Origin of the sequence: Oleomonas cavernae (assembly GCF_003590945.1) — a bacterium.
In the GTDB taxonomy this organism is placed as follows: domain Bacteria; phylum Pseudomonadota; class Alphaproteobacteria; order Zavarziniales; family Zavarziniaceae; genus Zavarzinia; species Zavarzinia cavernae.
Genome location: NZ_QYUK01000011.1, coordinates 2327399 through 2341663, shown reverse-complemented (window position 1 = coordinate 2341663; position 14265 = coordinate 2327399). Strand labels below are relative to the sequence as shown.

Annotated in this window: 12 protein-coding genes and 1 other RNA gene; 7 read left to right on the top strand and 6 right to left on the bottom strand. The window is 66.3% G+C overall.

What is annotated here, in order from left to right; genetic code table 11:
* Positions 1 to 25 precede the first annotated feature (25 nt).
* The gene (locus D3874_RS30410; RefSeq protein ID WP_119778805.1) at positions 26 to 4363 is read right to left on the bottom strand and encodes a calcium-binding protein; all 4338 of its coding nucleotides are present in this window, start codon (positions 4361 to 4363) and stop codon (positions 26 to 28) included.
* Positions 4364 to 4697: 334 nt separating this feature from the next.
* On the opposite strand from D3874_RS30410, the gene dapA reads away from it, so the two are divergent.
* The 5 genes from dapA to D3874_RS15020 all read left to right on the top strand — a co-directional run bounded on the left by dapA (position 4698) and on the right by D3874_RS15020 (position 8057).
* Positions 4698 to 5621, top strand: a complete 924-nt coding sequence (dapA, locus tag D3874_RS15035; protein WP_119782313.1) for a 4-hydroxy-tetrahydrodipicolinate synthase — start codon at positions 4698 to 4700, stop codon at positions 5619 to 5621.
* Positions 5622 to 5820: 199 nt separating this feature from the next.
* Positions 5821 to 6156, top strand: a complete 336-nt coding sequence (locus D3874_RS15030) for a hypothetical protein (protein ID WP_119778804.1) — start codon at positions 5821 to 5823, stop codon at positions 6154 to 6156.
* Positions 6153 to 6776 carry a hypothetical protein gene (locus tag D3874_RS28045; RefSeq protein ID WP_147385677.1) on the top strand — a complete coding sequence of 208 codons (624 nt, stop codon included), beginning with the start codon at positions 6153 to 6155 and terminating at the stop codon, positions 6774 to 6776. The genes D3874_RS15030 and D3874_RS28045 overlap by 4 nt, the downstream gene beginning before the upstream one ends.
* A gap of 223 nt (positions 6777 to 6999) precedes the next feature.
* Positions 7000 to 7167 (top strand): hypothetical protein, encoded by a 168-nt coding sequence (locus tag D3874_RS15025; protein ID WP_199699076.1) that lies wholly within the window; start codon positions 7000 to 7002, stop codon positions 7165 to 7167.
* A gap of 74 nt (positions 7168 to 7241) precedes the next feature.
* Positions 7242 to 8057, top strand: coding sequence for a class I SAM-dependent methyltransferase (locus tag D3874_RS15020; protein WP_119778803.1), 816 nt, complete (start codon positions 7242 to 7244; stop codon positions 8055 to 8057).
* Between the two features lie 12 nt (positions 8058 to 8069).
* On the opposite strand, the gene D3874_RS15015 is transcribed toward D3874_RS15020, so the two are convergent.
* Both D3874_RS15015 and D3874_RS15010 read right to left on the bottom strand, forming a co-directional pair.
* Positions 8070 to 8918 (bottom strand): hypothetical protein, encoded by an 849-nt coding sequence (locus D3874_RS15015; protein WP_119778802.1) that lies wholly within the window; start codon positions 8916 to 8918, stop codon positions 8070 to 8072.
* An 89-nt stretch (positions 8919 to 9007) separates the two neighbouring features.
* Positions 9008 to 10168 carry an MFS transporter gene (locus D3874_RS15010; RefSeq protein ID WP_119782312.1) on the bottom strand — a complete coding sequence of 387 codons (1161 nt, stop codon included), beginning with the start codon at positions 10166 to 10168 and terminating at the stop codon, positions 9008 to 9010.
* A 165-nt stretch (positions 10169 to 10333) separates the two neighbouring features.
* On the opposite strand from D3874_RS15010, the gene D3874_RS15005 reads away from it, so the two are divergent.
* The gene (locus D3874_RS15005; RefSeq protein WP_119778801.1) at positions 10334 to 11677 is read left to right on the top strand and encodes a tetratricopeptide repeat protein; all 1344 of its coding nucleotides are present in this window, start codon (positions 10334 to 10336) and stop codon (positions 11675 to 11677) included.
* A gap of 9 nt (positions 11678 to 11686) precedes the next feature.
* Here the strand turns inward: D3874_RS15005 and ssrA are convergent.
* Positions 11687 to 12013, bottom strand: a transfer-messenger RNA (tmRNA) gene (gene ssrA, locus D3874_RS15000).
* Positions 12014 to 12046: 33 nt separating this feature from the next.
* Between ssrA and thyX the strand changes: the two genes are divergently transcribed.
* Complete coding sequence (gene thyX, locus D3874_RS14995; protein ID WP_119778800.1) at positions 12047 to 13000, top strand: FAD-dependent thymidylate synthase; 954 nt, start codon at positions 12047 to 12049, stop codon at positions 12998 to 13000.
* 155 nt (positions 13001 to 13155) lie between these two features.
* Here thyX and D3874_RS14990 read toward each other — a convergent pair whose 3' ends face one another.
* Positions 13156 to 13962, bottom strand: coding sequence for a M23 family metallopeptidase (locus D3874_RS14990; protein ID WP_119778799.1), 807 nt, complete (start codon positions 13960 to 13962; stop codon positions 13156 to 13158).
* Between the two features lie 103 nt (positions 13963 to 14065).
* Positions 14066 to 14260, bottom strand: a complete 195-nt coding sequence (locus D3874_RS14985; protein WP_119778798.1) for a DUF2093 domain-containing protein — start codon at positions 14258 to 14260, stop codon at positions 14066 to 14068.
* Positions 14261 to 14265 lie beyond the last annotated feature (5 nt).

The following is a 14265-nucleotide window of genomic DNA, read 5'->3' as shown; positions in this document are numbered from 1 at the left end:
CGAGGCCTTGAAGCCACTTTCTGGGTTACAGCAGGAAATCGGAGACGGCGAGGGCGTGGGCGGCGTCGATGCCGGCCAGGGTGATCGCGAAATCCGCCGTCCCGTCGCCGTTGATGTCGCCCGAGACCGTGGCGGAATCCGTGCCGTAGGCGATGCGCAATTCGCCCCGGTTGCCGCCGAAGGCCGCCGTGTTGATGAAGCTGAAGGACTGGTCGCCGGCCAGCACCGTGTTGGCATCGATCGCCGTCACGTCGATCTTGTCGTGATGCGAGCGGTGGAAGTCGGTGATGAGGTCCTGCGCCGAAACCGCGCTGTCGGCTGCCGCGACATAGATGAAGAGGTCGGCGCCCGTGCCGCCGATCAGCGTATCCAGGCCGGCCCCGCCGGTGAGCAGGTCGTTGCCGATATCGCCGTCGAGCGTGTCGTTCCCGCCCAGTGCGCTCAAGGCATCGTTGCCCTGCCCGCCGTCGAGCAGGTTGACCCCTGCCGAGCCGGTAATCGTATCGGCAAGGTCGCTGCCCAGGACGTTCTCGAAACGGGCGATGGTATCGCTGATCGCATCGCCGCCGGTCGCCGTGTTCAGCCGGATGTCGATGGTGACGGCGTCGGCCGACTGGCGATAGTCCAGCGTGTCGATTCCGGTGCCACCATCCAGGTTGTCGGCGCCGGCGGCGCCGATGATCACGTCGTTGCCGGCGCCGCCGATGATGATGTCGTTGCCCGTCCCGCCATCGAAAATGAACTGGCCGCCGTTCGCCGCCGGCGCCGTCGCCGACAGGAAGTCGACCCCGGAGTCGCCATTGACGAGGATCTGGTCCCCAGCCTCGGCATGCGTGATCGCGACCGCCGCCGCCAGGCCCAGCGCGATCACCCCGCCGCCCTCCGCGCCCAGTTCGACGACGTCGTCGCCCACGGTGCCGTTGATCGTGATCCGGTCCACCTGGCCGTCGCCCAGCGCGCCGCCGGGGGTGGCCGCAAGGTCGATCGCAACCCTGGTCACGTCAGTTCCCGCGAGGTCATCGACCGTGACCGTATCCGGGCCGCCCAGAAGGGTGAGGGCGACCGTCTCGATGTCATCGATATCCAGGATCGCGCCTGCGTTGTCGTCCTGGACGACGACCCGTCCGCCATTGGCAAACAGGCCGAAGGCCTGGGCCGGCGCCGACCCGCCGAGGTCGAGCTGGTCGGCGCCGGCCTGGCCTTCGACCGTGTCAACGCCGTCGCCCACCGACCAGGCGAAACGGTCGTTGCCGGCACCCAGGAAGGCCAGGTCGTTGCCGCGCTTGCCGGTCACGATATCGTCGCCGTCCCCGCCCAGCAGGAGGTCGCCGCCGCCGCCGCCGGTCAGGGTATCGTTGTCGGCCCCGCCGTCGAGGGTCAGCGCGATGGCGCTGGCGGTGAGCGAGGCCGCATCGAGCGTATCGGCACCACCCAGGCCGTTGACCACCAGCCGGTCGATCGCCTCGGCATGGCTGACGGTGATCGAAGCCGCAAGGCCTTCGGCGACGGCCGTGCCGTTGTTGCCGTGCAGGTCGACCGTATCGTCGCCCGCCGAGCCGTTGGCGATCACCGTGTCGGCCAGCCCATCGCCGGCCGAGCCGCCGATCGTGCCCGCGAGATCGATGGCAACCTGCGTCACATCCGTGCCGCTCAGGTCGTTGATCACGGTGCTGTCGGTACCGCCCAGCGCGTGCACGGCGATCCGCTCGATATCGTTCATGTCCATGATGATGTTGCCGATATCGCGGAACAGGCGGACGCGGCCACCGTTGGCGGCGATGTCGATGTTCTCGTTGGCGGCGCTGGCGAAGAAATCGAGTGTGTCGGTGCCGTCCTGGCCTTCCACAATGTCGCTGCCGTCGCCCGGATCCCAGTGGAAGACATCATTGCCAGCACCCAGCAGGGCAACGTCATTGCCCTGCTGGCCATCGATGAAATCGTTACCATCACCGCCCAGGATCACATCGGCGCCGTTGCCGGCCAGGATCGTATCGTCGCCGGCACCGCCGTCGATGGTCAGGCTGATGAGTGCGGCAAGGTTGCCGGCGGCGCTTATCAGGTCGCCGCCGCCGCCGGCGTCGAGCACGAGGCGCTCGGTCGTGCCGATATCCAGGCTGAACGGGGCCGCATCGACCCGGTCAAAACGCACCCTCGTGCCGTTGGCGGTGATCGTGAAGCTCTCCGCCCCGTCGCCGCCGTTGACCTCGGCCGTGTCGGCGCCGTCGCCGCCTTCCATCAGGTCGGTGCCGTCGCCGGGGTTCCAGATCATGCGGTCGGTGCCGGCCAGGCCGAAGAGCTGGTCGCTGCCGCCGCCGCCCACTAGCACGTCGTTGTCGTCGCCGCCGAACAGTTGGTCGGCGCCCCCGCCACCGGTCAGGGTGTCATCCCCCGCACCGCCGTCGAGGATCAGCGCCATGGCACTGGCGGCGAGCGAGGCGGCGTTCAGCGTATCCGCCCCGCCCAGGCCGTTGACGATGATCCGGTCCGCCGCCTCGGCGTGGGCGACGGTGATCGAGTAGGCGAGGCCTTCGACGATGGCCGTGCCGTTGCTGCCGCGCAGGCTGACGGCATCGTCGCCGGCCGTAACATTGGCAATGACGGTATCGATCTGACCGTCGCCGGCCGTGCCGCCGATGGTGCCCGCGAGATCGATGGTGAGTTGGGTTATATCGGTGCCGCTCAGGTCGTTGATCACGGTGGTGTCGACGCCGCCCAGCGCGTGCTGGGTGATCCGCTCGACATCGTTCATGTCCATGGTGATGTTGGCGATATCACGGAACAGGCGGACGCGGCCGCCGTTGGCGGCGATGTCGATGTTCTCGTTGGCGGCACTGGCGAAGAAGTCGAGCGTGTCGGTGCCGTCCTGACCCTCGACCGTGTCGCTGCTATCGCCCGGACTCCAGGTGAAGACATCGTTGCCGGCCCCCATCAGGGCGACATCGGTGCCCTGCCGGCCACTGATCAGGTCGTTACCGTCGCCGCCCAACAGAATGTCGGCGCCGGCGCTGCCGATCAGCGTGTCGTTGCCGGTGCCGCCGTCCAGGAGCAGGGAGGTGTTGCCACCGGGCAGGGCCGCCGCCGTGACGGTGTCGCTGCCGGCGCCGGCTCTGATGGTCAGGCCGTCGATCGCCTCCGAATGAGCGATGGTGACCAGCGCCGACAGGCCGGCGACGCTGAGCGTGCCGCCGCTGCCGGCGACCGAGATCGTATCGTTCCGCGTGGTGCCGTCGATGGTCACCTGGTCGGCCAGGCCGTCCGCCGCCGTACCGCCCGAGGCCGCAAGCTCGATCACCACTTGGGCGACGGGCGTGGCGGAGAGGACCCCGACCGCGATCGTATCGTTGCCGCCAAGGGCATCGATGTTGATCGTCTCGACGTCGAGCAGGTCCATCGTGATCGCGCCGATGTCGCGGGTGATCAGGGTGCGCCTGCCATCGGCCGAAATGGCGATATTCTCGTTGCCGTTGGAGGCGTTGAAGTCGAGGGCATCGACGCCGTCCTCCCCCTCGACCGCGTCGCTGCCGTCGCCCGGATTCCAGACGAAGCGGTCGTCGCCGGCACCCAGCAGGGCATGGTCGTTGCCCTGGACACCGGTCACCACATCGTTGCCGTCGCCGCCGATCAGCAGGTCGGCGCCGTTGCCGCCGGCCAGCGTATCGTTGCCGGCGCCGCCGTCGATGGTCAGGCCGATGAGCGCGGCGAGGTTGCCGCTGGCGGTCACGCTGTCGTCGCCGCCATTGGCATGGACGACGAGATTTTCGGTCGTGCCGATATCGAGGGCGAAGGGCGCGGGATCGACCCGGTCGAAGCGCACCCGCGTGCCGTTCGCCGTGATCACGAAAACCTCGGCGCCGTTGCCGCCGTTGACCTCGGCCGTGTCGGTGCCGAGACCGCCCTCGAACAGGTCGGTATCGTCGCCGGGGTTCCAGATCATGCGGTCGTTGCCGCCCTCGCCGAAGAGCTGGTCGTCGGCGTCGCCGCCGGTCAGGGTGTCGTTGCCGTCACCGCCGAACAGCAGGTCGAAGCCGCCCTTGCCCAGCAGGATGTCGTTGCCGCTGTCGCCAAGGAGCGTGTCGCTGCCGCTGCCGCCGGCCTCGGTATCATGGCCGCTGCCGGCCACCAGGGTGGCCCGGGGCAGGGCGCCATTGGATTCGTCCAGCGCGACGGTGTCGTTGCCGACGAGGCCGGATACCTCGATCAGGGCGGTATTGGCCACGGTGGGCGTGCCGCCGGTCACCACGATGGCGCCGCCGTTGACCAGGATAACGCCGGCGGCGTCGCGGCTGATGGTGATGCTGTCTGCCGCCGACCCGCCGGTCACGGTGAGGACGCCGGATGCGGGGTCGAACGAGGCGGTGGTCATCGTTGCGTCCTTCGGTTTGTCGTTGACCCAGTCCTGGAACGCCGTGCCTACCGGATTTTGAGGCCGGGATTTTCATCCCGCCCTTTCGCGGCGACAAGGGACAATGCAAGTGCAGGCAGCCGTTCACCTGTCTTGACGGCAACCAGGCGAATGATGGATGGTGCGCGCATGATCCGCTGTTACGCCCGACACATCACGTTGAAAAAAGTCCCCTTGCCGGGGCCTTGGATCTTCGCGTGCCCTAAAGGCAGCGCATACGGATCGAGTTGGACCCCGCCGGTTGGACGGGGTCTTTTTTTGTCCTGTCTCCGGCTTTTTCAAGGAGATGGACATCATGGAAACCAATCAGACGGCGTTGCAGGGCCTGTGGCTGCCGCTCGTCACCCCGTTCCGCGACGGCGCGCTGGACGAGGTCTCGCTGCGCCGCCTGGTGCGGCATTTCGCATGCGAGCCGGTCGACGGCTTGATCCTGGGCGCCACCACCGGCGAGGGTCTGACCCTGGAGGAGGCCGAGGCCGAACGCCTGATCAGGGTCACGGCGGATGAACTGGCCGCGATCGGCCGGCGCCTGCCCTTGTACCTGGGCCTTTCGGGCAGCGACACCCGCAAGGGCGTGAAGGCGCTGGCGCGCACCGCCACCTGGGGCGCGGACGGCTACCTGATCGCCTGCCCCTATTATACGCGGCCCTCGCAGCAGGGTTTGGTGGCCCATTTCGAGGCCCTGGCCGACAGCACGCAGCGGCCGATCCTGATCTACAACATTCCCTATCGCACCGGCGTCAACCTGGGCAACGAGGCGATGCTGGCGCTGGCAGGCCATGCGAACATCGCCGGCGTCAAGGATTGCTGTGCCGATCCGGCCCAGTCCTTCGACCTGATGCGCCGCAAGCCGGCGGGTTTTGCCGTGCTGACCGGCGAGGATGCCTTCTTCTATGGGGCGCTGACCCAGGGGGCCGACGGCGGCATCCTGGCCTCCGCCCATGTCGAAACGCGGGCTTTCGTCGAGGTCCGGGACAGGCTGGCGCGCGGCGACCAGGCCGGGGCCCTGTCGGCCTGGCACCGCCTCTGCGACCTGCCGCGCCTGCTCTTCGCCGAGCCCAGCCCGTCGCCCATCAAGCACTGGCTGTGGCGGGCCGGGCTGATCGACAGCCCGGAAGTGCGCCTGCCCATGACCCCGGTCAGCGACACGCTCGCCGCCCGGATCGACCAGGCCGTCGGCGCGGCGAAGGCCGGCGCACACCGAAGTCCCACCACTTGAACAACCTCGGTAGTGCTGTCGGAATGGAAAAGGAGCCTGGCGCTTCAATCGCCAATGCTAGTGACCGAATGCCGTTGAGGCCGGCTTTGCGGCTTAGCAGGGTGGTCCGCCACAGCAGAGGGCAGATACTTCTGAGTTATTTCTTGATCCAAGATCAAGTTTTTGCCAACATCCACGTGGATGCTGCTAAGGATGCACCATGGCTAAACCGAGTGAGGGGCACAAACGGAACCTGCAGCACGGTGTGTGGGCTGAGGAAATCTGGATACGAGAATTTTTCAGTCACTACCGGACTGAGAATATCTTCAGGTTCCATGCAGGCGACCTTAACGGGGTCTCGATCACACGGATAGTTGAGGCACTTTCGTGTGGGTCCGTGGTTTCCTCAGAGAAGTGTGAAGACGGTCCTGGGGTGGTTTGCATATTGGCGCATCTCTCAGACGACGATCTCGTAGAGGTCACCGTCTACTTTGATGCCGGCAGCATGGTGCTGGAAATACAGATGGCGAAGACAATTAAGGGAGTCGGGCAGTGAACCAGATGCAGAGTGATACTGCGTGTGGTCCTGTTGTGGATCGGGACTACAGCGAAGTGCTCGGGACACCCTTCAAGGTCATCCTGGCCAATGGTGTCACCGAATACTTCGACTCACACTCCAAAAAAATGAAAATGGAGATTAAAGATGTGCCCGGCCTCATCGCTGCTATTGTGCAGTCAAGGGCCGTTCATCCGAGGAAGCTTTCGGGCGATGATCTAAAATTTATAAGGTCTGCACTTCATATGAAGTCGTGGGAGGTCGCGTCTGCTGTCGAACTTTCGGCCGAACATTATAGTCGGTGTGAAGCAGGTGTTAAAATAATGTCATCTGATAAAGAAAAGTTCTACCGGATGTTTGTTTTCCTTGCTTCATGGTACAAGGACAAAGGAGCCAAGAGAATTTCTGCGAAGAAAATTCTTGAAACTACCCAAGATCCTTCGTCGCATCATGAGGCTAGTGAGGCTATTTCGGCATTCGGGAAAATATTCTTTGGTTTGAAGCTTAATAGTGTTTACCCGGTTGACGAGGAGCTTGTGCTTCATTTTTATAGAAATGCTCGCCCGCCAGAATGTCCGACATGTACTGATGACGAGAAATGGCAAAAAACAGCCGCCTGAATACAAGGCCCCTCGTGCTGATCGGCGCGAGGGGTGCTCGGTGTTGTTATCCCGGGCCAAGTCAATAGTCCTGTCGATTTTGCTAGCTACAACGGTGCCAGCGGCGATGATGCCGGCGTCATCATCGAGCCCGTACTTATCCTGAGCACAATCAAGTAATAGCGAGAGAGCCGAAACCTGGGATCGCGCAGCGGCTATTCGAAGGCGCCTAGGGGACCGACGGTTGCTCTTCGCTGAGCCCAGCCCGTCGCCCATCAAGCACTGGCTGTGGCGGGCCGGGCTGATCGACAGCCCCGAGGTGCGCCTGCCCATGACCCCGGTCAGCGACACGCTCGCCGCCCGGATCGACCAGGCCGTCGCCGCGGCCTACCGATTGCCAGCATCGACTTGACGGCCAGGCAAAGTGACGGTCATGTCTGCGAACAGGTGGCGATCAGCTCTCCGGATCGAACAATGGGGCGCCTCATGAGCAACGACACGGCCAGCTTCACCGGCAATATCCCGCAGGAATATGACCGGGGCCTAGGCCCCGCGATCTTCGTGGACTATGCCGCCGACATGGCGCAGCGTCTCGCCACCCTGGCGCCGCCACCCGCCCGCGTGCTGGAACTGGCGGCCGGCACCGGCATCGTCACCCGCCGGCTGCGCGACGCGCTGCCGCCCGCCACGGCCCTGACGGCCACCGACCTCAACCCGCCGATGCTCGATGTTGCCCGCGCCCGCTTTCGGCCCGGCGAGGCGGTGGATTTCCAGCCCGCCGACGCGACCGACCTGCCGTTCGGCGACGCCACCTTCGATGCCGTCGTGTGCCAGTTCGGGGTCATGTTCTTCCCCGACAAGGACCGTTCGTACCGCGAGGTCCACCGCGTCCTGGCGCCCGGCGGCCGTTACCTGTTCAGCGTCTGGGATTCGCACCGGCACAATCCCTACGGCCGGATCGCGCACGAGGTCGTCGGCAGTTTCTTCCCGGCCGATCCGCCGCGCTTCTATCAGGTGCCGTTCGGCTATCACGCCATCGACCCGATCAAGGAAGCCCTGATCGGTGCGGGCTTCGGCGAGATCAAGGTCCACGTGGTCGCGCTGAAAAAGGAAATCCCGGACGTTGCCGCTTTCGCGCGCGGCCTGGTCTATGGCAATCCGACGATCGAGGAAATCCGCACCCGCGGCGGCGCCCAGCCCGACCAGATCGTCAGCGCCCTGGCCAAGGCCCTGTGGCGCGAGTTCGCCGCACCGGGCTGGATGCCGCTCCAGGCCATCGTGTTCGACATGGTCAGGCCCTAGCCGGGTGGCCCCTTACATCTTGAACGCCTGCAATTGCTGGGCGCCCCGTTCCCCCAGCATGTAGTCGATCTTGGGCAGGCGGCGCAGCGTATCCGACACGTTGTCGGACCAGGCGATGGCGATGTCGTCGTCTTCGAGGGTCACGTCACCGATCCTGCCGTCGGCCGTCGGCGGGTTGCGATTGGCCGGGGCCGTCGTGAAACCGCGGGCCGAGCCGCGTTCAGGCAGGTAGACGAATTCCTTGGTCGGCCCGACTTCGAAGCGCCACCAGCCGATCAGCCATTTGGGCGCCTTCCGCCCCAGTTTCATCAGGATCTCGATGTCGACCCAGCCCTGGAGCTTGCTGGGGTCCCAGGTCTGCTGCTTGCGTTTGACGATGTCGAAACCCTTGGTGTAGTCGACACCCGGGCCGCCCTGGCCGGATTCCGCCGTGTTCCACAGGTCGCCGACGAAATCGAGCGAGACGCCGATATGGAAAGTCAGTGGCCTGAAGACATCGCCGTAGCCGGGTCGCTTGCCGCTGCTGGCCGGGATCCAGGCGTCACCCATGCCGGCGTCCTTGAGTTTCTTCTCGATGTCGAACTGGCTGAGCGCGATCGGCGCGCCGATAGCGATGCCCACCTGGCCGGCCAGGCCATTGCAGGTTGTCGTGGTGGGAAGTCCCTTCGTGCTCTGTGGCGGAACGGCATTCCGCCGCTTCGCCTTTTCGACGTCTTCGGCCTTCCAGCGCTCCTGCAGCCAGGTATGCGACGAGCCGGTCAGCGTCGTGAACAGCGCGCCCGTGCTGCCATTGGAGGTCACGGGCACATCGGCCGGCAACTGGTCGAGAAGCGTCTTGGCCTTTGCGCGAACATCAACCATGCGTCATTCCCCCGGTATTGACGACGATCAGAACGCCAACCTGTTAGCCAATCTCATACCACATTGCTCGATTGGGCGGTGAACGGCCGCTAGACCCGCCCGCCGGCGTGCCGCATGAACAGGGCAAAGCCCAGGCACGCCACCGCGATGACCAGGGGCAGGCCGTGCATGGTGGCACCGATCACCGCACCGGTCAGAATCGGGCCGGCAAAGGCACCCAGGCCCCAGGTGATGCCGGTAACCGCATAGATCCCGACCAGCTCGGTGCCCTGGTAGCGGCCGCCCAGCACGGTGATGATCAGGCCGTAGATGCCGACGAACAGCCCGCCCCACAGGAACATCACCGGATAGGCCGTGTAGGGATTGGCCAGGGCCAGCGGCCAGCACAGGGCGCCCAGGCCGGTGATCACCGCCAGGACCAGGGCCAGGCGCATCCGGTCGGTCTTGTCGCCCAGCCAGCCGATGGGCAGGGGCAGCACGATGGCCCCCACCATCATGGCCGAGATCAGGCTGGCGCCCTGGGTCTCGCTCCAGTCGAGGCTGACGGCATAAAGCGCGAGGAAGGAGAAGCAGGCGGTCTCGATCGCGGCGTTCAGCGCGGTCACCACGGCGGTGACCGGGGCCAGCCTGAAATAGCCCCAGGGGTTGCGCTGCGGCCCTTCGGCAAAGACCGGCGCCACCACGCGGGGCGAGACGATCAGGCCGATCGCGGCGAGGGCGAGGCCGGCGCCGACGAAATAGGCGGTCGGGCCATCGGTGCCGATCACGCTCAGGATCAGCGGCCCCAGGGCGAAGCCCAGGGACATCGAGGCGATGTAGCTGGCCATGGCCCGGCCCCGGCTGCGCTCGTCGCTGAGCTCATTCACCCAGGTCTCGGAGATGACGAACAGCACGTCCGAGGCCGCGCCCATGACGAAGCGCAAGGGAAACCACAGCCAGATCGCCGGCATCAGGGGCAGGGCGGTCAGCACCGCCGCCCCCGTCGCCAGCGCGCCCACGATCATCGCCCGCGGCCCCAGGCGCGTGACCAGGCGCGGCAGGGTGAGCGCGATCGCCAGCACGCCCAGGGCATGCATGGCGGCATTGGCGCCGATCATGGTGTCGGACACGCCGCGCCGGGCAAGGTCCAGCGCGATCATGGCGGCGCTCAAGGAATAGGTCAGGCCGAACATGGCCGCGACGGTGACGGCGGCGGCCTGCGACAGCAGCCGGGTGCCCGGCGCCAGGGCGGGTGCCACCTGTTCAGCCATGGGATCCTGCCGGCCTGTCTCGTTCATGCAACTGGGGTAGGATGACCTAACACGCTACAATCACGGCCGACAGGGGGCTGGTTGCGGGCTTTGTTACCCAAGGAACAGGCCGCCCGGGTGCCAAGCGCCTATACCAAGGCGGCGAGACCGATTGGGACGAGGACAATGACCGCAAACAAATTCGATTGCCGGGGCAACCCGGTTTCCAATGCCACCCAGGCAGCGGTCGAGGGCCTCGACCGCGCCATCGACAAGCTGCGCCTCTATCAGGCCGATCCGCTGTTCGAGGTCGACGCCGTGCTGGCCGACCATCCCGACCTGGCGATGGGCCACGCGTTCCGCGCCGGCCTGCTGGCGACCACGGCCGACAAGGCGTTCGAGCCGGAACTGGCCAAGTCGGTCGCGGCGGCAGAGGCCCTGATGCCCGGCGCCAACGAGCGCGAGCGCGGCCACATCCAGGCAGTCGGCGCCTGGCTGAGCGGCGATGTCGAGGCGGCGACCGAGCACTGGGGCCGCACGGCCATGGCCTATCCGCGCGACTTGACCGCGGTGCAACTGGCCCAGGTGACCGATTTCTTCCTGGGTTATTCCACCATGCTGCGCGACCGCGTCGCCCGGGTGCTGCCCCACTGGGACACCTCGGTACCGGGCTACGGCTCGATCCTGGGCATGCATGCCTTCGGCCTGGAAGAGGCGGGCGACTACGCCCAGGCCGAGGCGGCCGGCCGCGAATGCGTGGAGCGCGACCCGCGCGATGCCTGGGGCGTCCATGCGGTGGCCCATGTCATGGAGATGCAGGGCCGCGCCCACGAGGGCATCGACTGGCTCGCCGGCACGGCAGCCGCCTGGACCGGGCCGGCCGGGCTGTTCTCCTATCACAACTGGTGGCACAAGGCGCTCTTCCATCTGGACCTGGGCGAGACGCAAGCCGCGCTCACCCTGTTCGACGAGCAGATTTCAGCCGGCGGCTTCGGCCAGGCGCTGGAACTGGTGGACGGTGCCGCCCTGCTGTGGCGGATCGCGGCCCTGGGCCATGACGTCGGCAATCGCTGGACCCTGGTGCACGACAATTGGGCCGCCCGGGCCGATGACGGCTTCTATGCCTTCAACGACATGCACGTGATGATGGCGGCGGCGGCGACCGGCGACGACGCCATGGCCCACCGGGTGGTGGCCGCGGTCAGGCGCGCGGCGGCCGGCAGCGGCACCAACGCGATGATGAGCCGCGAGGTGGGCCTGCCCGCCGTGCTGGGCCTGGCCGCCTTCGGCCTGGGCGAATACGCCGCCGCCCTCGACCTGCTGCTGCCCTTGCGGGGCAAGGCCAACCGCTTTGGCGGCAGCCATGCCCAGCGCGACGTCATCGCCTGGACCGCAACCGAGGCGGCGGTGCGCCTGGGCGACCGGGCCCTGGCCGACGCCCTGATCGCCGAACGCCTGGCCGCCAAGCCGCAAAGCCCGCTCAACCGTTTGTGGCAGAGCCGCGCTTCCGGACTGGCGGTGGCGGCCTGAGATTGGTGAAGTGGGGGGCTTCTGTTGCCCGGTGCCCCCCGTACCGCGCTTGCCTAACTAATTAGGCAGCGAGCGCCATTTCGTTGTCGTTGGCACTTGTGGTTTTGACCCGATAACGGCGGTATCATGCCGGGCGAAAGAGCATCCCTTTACTACGCACGTCGATCCTGTTTCGCCCCCAGCATCTACCGACCAGCCTGGCAGCCGATCGGTACATGGTGGAGGCGCCGGGTACCGCCCCCGGGTCCGTAACGTCTATTCCGAACTTCGTTTATCGCCATAGTCGGTTACCCGACGCCTCAACATATAGGGTATCCCGGGCCGGATTTGAAGCTAGGATCGCTATAAAGCGATTCGAGAGATTCAGTCATGACGCCCGACCAGAAGGCTGAGATAGACGCCCTGCGCGCCCAAAGCTTCACCACCCGCCGCGCGACGGTGCCGGCCCTGGAAGAAATCCTCTACGACGTCATCCCGGTTCTCGACCACGGTTTCATCCGCGTCATCGACTATATGGGCGACGATGCCGCGGTGGTGCAGGCCGCCCGCGTCTCCTACGGCAAGGGCACCAAGAAGGTGCGCGAGGATGCAGGGCTGATCGCCTACCTCATGCGCCATCGCCATTCGACGCCGTTCGAAATGTGCGAGATCAAGTTCCACGTGAAGCTGCCGATCTTCGTCGCGCGCCAGTGGATCCGCCACCGCACCGCCAACGTGAACGAATATTCCGCGCGCTATTCGATCCTCGACCGGGAATTCTATGTGCCCAAGCCGGAGCATATGGCGGCGCAGTCGGCCTCCAACCGCCAGGGCCGCGGCGACGTGCTGCCGGCCGACAAGGCGGCGGCGGTGATGAAGCTGCTGCGCGACGATGCCGAGCGGTCCTACGACCACTACCTGGAAATGCTGGGCACCGGCGACGAACGCTCGGAGGAGGATCGCGGCCTCGCTGCCGCGGCCGAGACGGTCGCGGTTACGGGCCTGGCGCGCGAGCTGGCGCGCATGAACCTGTCGTTGAACTTCTATACCCAATGGTACTGGAAGACCGACCTGCACAATTTCATGCACTTCCTGTCGCTGCGCGCCGATCCCCACGCCCAGTACGAGATCCGCGTCTATGCCGAAGCCATGGCCGACGTGCTGGCGCGCTGGGTGCCCGCGACCCATGACGCCTTCACCAACTATCGCCTGGGCGGCGCCTTGCTCTCGGCCAAGGCGCTGGCCGTGGTGAAGGCCATGCTGGACGGCCAGGCGGTGGACAAGACCGCCAGCGGCATGTCGGCGCGCGAGTGGGCGGAAGTGATGGCAACGCTGGGACGGTAGGGATACGCTGGAACTAAGCCCTCTCCTCCTGGGAGGAGAGGGTTGGGTGAGGAGGGATGTCGGCGTATAACGCGATCTGTTCCCACCACCACCTCACCCTCCCGTTGCTGGCGCAACGGGCCCCTCCCTCTCCCCCGCAAGCGGCGGAGAGGGGGTTATTGAGCTGGCAGTACCAACGCCGGATCGAGCTGGGTGCCGTACCAGGCGACGCCGAAGTGCAAATGCGGGCCGGTAACCCGGCCGGTGGCGCCGATGGCGCCGATCACGGTCTCGGTGGTGACCGCGTCTCCCGCCTTCACGTCGACCCGCGAGAGGTGGGCATAGAGCGTCTGCACGCCTGTGCCATGATCGATGATGATCGTGCCGCCGGTGAAGTAGAGGTCCTTCTGTGCCAGTACCACCACGCCGGCGACCGCGGCATGGACCGGCGTGCCGGTGGGCTGGGCCACGTCCAGCCCCAGGTGCGGCTGGCGCGGCTGGCCGTTGAGGATGCGCTGGCTGCCGTAGACGCCGGAGATGCGGCCCTTGGCGGGCCAGGCAAAGCCGGCCTCCCATTCGAAGGCGGCGCGGTCGGTGGCGCGGGCGGCAGCGATTTGCGCACGTTCCTCCTTGATGCGGGCGAGCGTCGCCTCGTCGGGCGTCACCTGCTTGTCCGGCAGGCCGTCGATACGCTGAACGTCCCATTCGCCTTTGGCGACCGTCTGGCGCACGGTTTCGTGCCCGCCGCCGGGCAAGGTGATGTCCAGGACCGCATCACCCTCGAAATCGCGCCCCAGCCCGAAGGCGAAGCGCCCGTCCGGCGCCACGCGCAGGGTGCGGTCGGCAAAGCGAACCGTGGCCGCCGGTTCGGTCCGGCCGATCACGAGCGCCCCCTGGCGGAAGCTGCCCTCGAAGCGGGTGTCGGCGAGGGCGGGCGTTGCCAGGAACAGGATGGCGCCCAAGCTGAACAGTTTCACGAGCATGAATCACCGTCATCCCGGCGCAGGCCGGGATCCATTGCGACATCGCGCGCTGCCCCAGAATGGATCCCGGCCTTCGCCGGGATGACGAGGAGGTGGGAGGGCATCAAGCCTTCGCCGCCGCCCGTTTCAGCGCCGCTTCGGGCGAGGCGTAGGGTTCCTGCAACTCGACCGACCAATAGCGCAGGTCTTCGAGCGGGATGCGCACGCCGGTGACGGCGCAGATCACGTAGGAGCCGGGCCACAGCACTTTGAACTGGCCGTGGTCGTAGAGAAGTTTGGCCGGGGCGGCGCTGTCCATGGGTC

What these genes read in the sequence shown, in the direction of transcription:
- D3874_RS15005 (WP_119778801.1), top strand. Translation starts at nt 10,334, where the DNA reads ATGACCGCAAACAAATTCGATTGCCGGGGCAACCCGGTTTCCAATGCC.
- D3874_RS15020 (WP_119778803.1), top strand. Translation starts at nt 7,242, where the DNA reads ATGAGCAACGACACGGCCAGCTTCACCGGCAATATCCCGCAGGAATAT.
- D3874_RS15010 (WP_119782312.1), bottom strand. Translation starts at nt 10,168, where the DNA reads ATGGCTGAACAGGTGGCACCCGCCCTGGCGCCGGGCACCCGGCTGCTG.
- D3874_RS30410 (WP_119778805.1), bottom strand. Translation starts at nt 4,363, where the DNA reads ATGACCACCGCCTCGTTCGACCCCGCATCCGGCGTCCTCACCGTGACC.
- thyX (WP_119778800.1), top strand. Translation starts at nt 12,047, where the DNA reads ATGACGCCCGACCAGAAGGCTGAGATAGACGCCCTGCGCGCCCAAAGC.
- D3874_RS15015 (WP_119778802.1), bottom strand. Translation starts at nt 8,918, where the DNA reads ATGGTTGATGTTCGCGCAAAGGCCAAGACGCTTCTCGACCAGTTGCCG.
- D3874_RS14985 (WP_119778798.1), bottom strand. Translation starts at nt 14,260, where the DNA reads ATGGACAGCGCCGCCCCGGCCAAACTTCTCTACGACCACGGCCAGTTC.
- dapA (WP_119782313.1), top strand. Translation starts at nt 4,698, where the DNA reads ATGGAAACCAATCAGACGGCGTTGCAGGGCCTGTGGCTGCCGCTCGTC.
- D3874_RS15030 (WP_119778804.1), top strand. Translation starts at nt 5,821, where the DNA reads ATGGCTAAACCGAGTGAGGGGCACAAACGGAACCTGCAGCACGGTGTG.
- D3874_RS14990 (WP_119778799.1), bottom strand. Translation starts at nt 13,962, where the DNA reads ATGCTCGTGAAACTGTTCAGCTTGGGCGCCATCCTGTTCCTGGCAACG.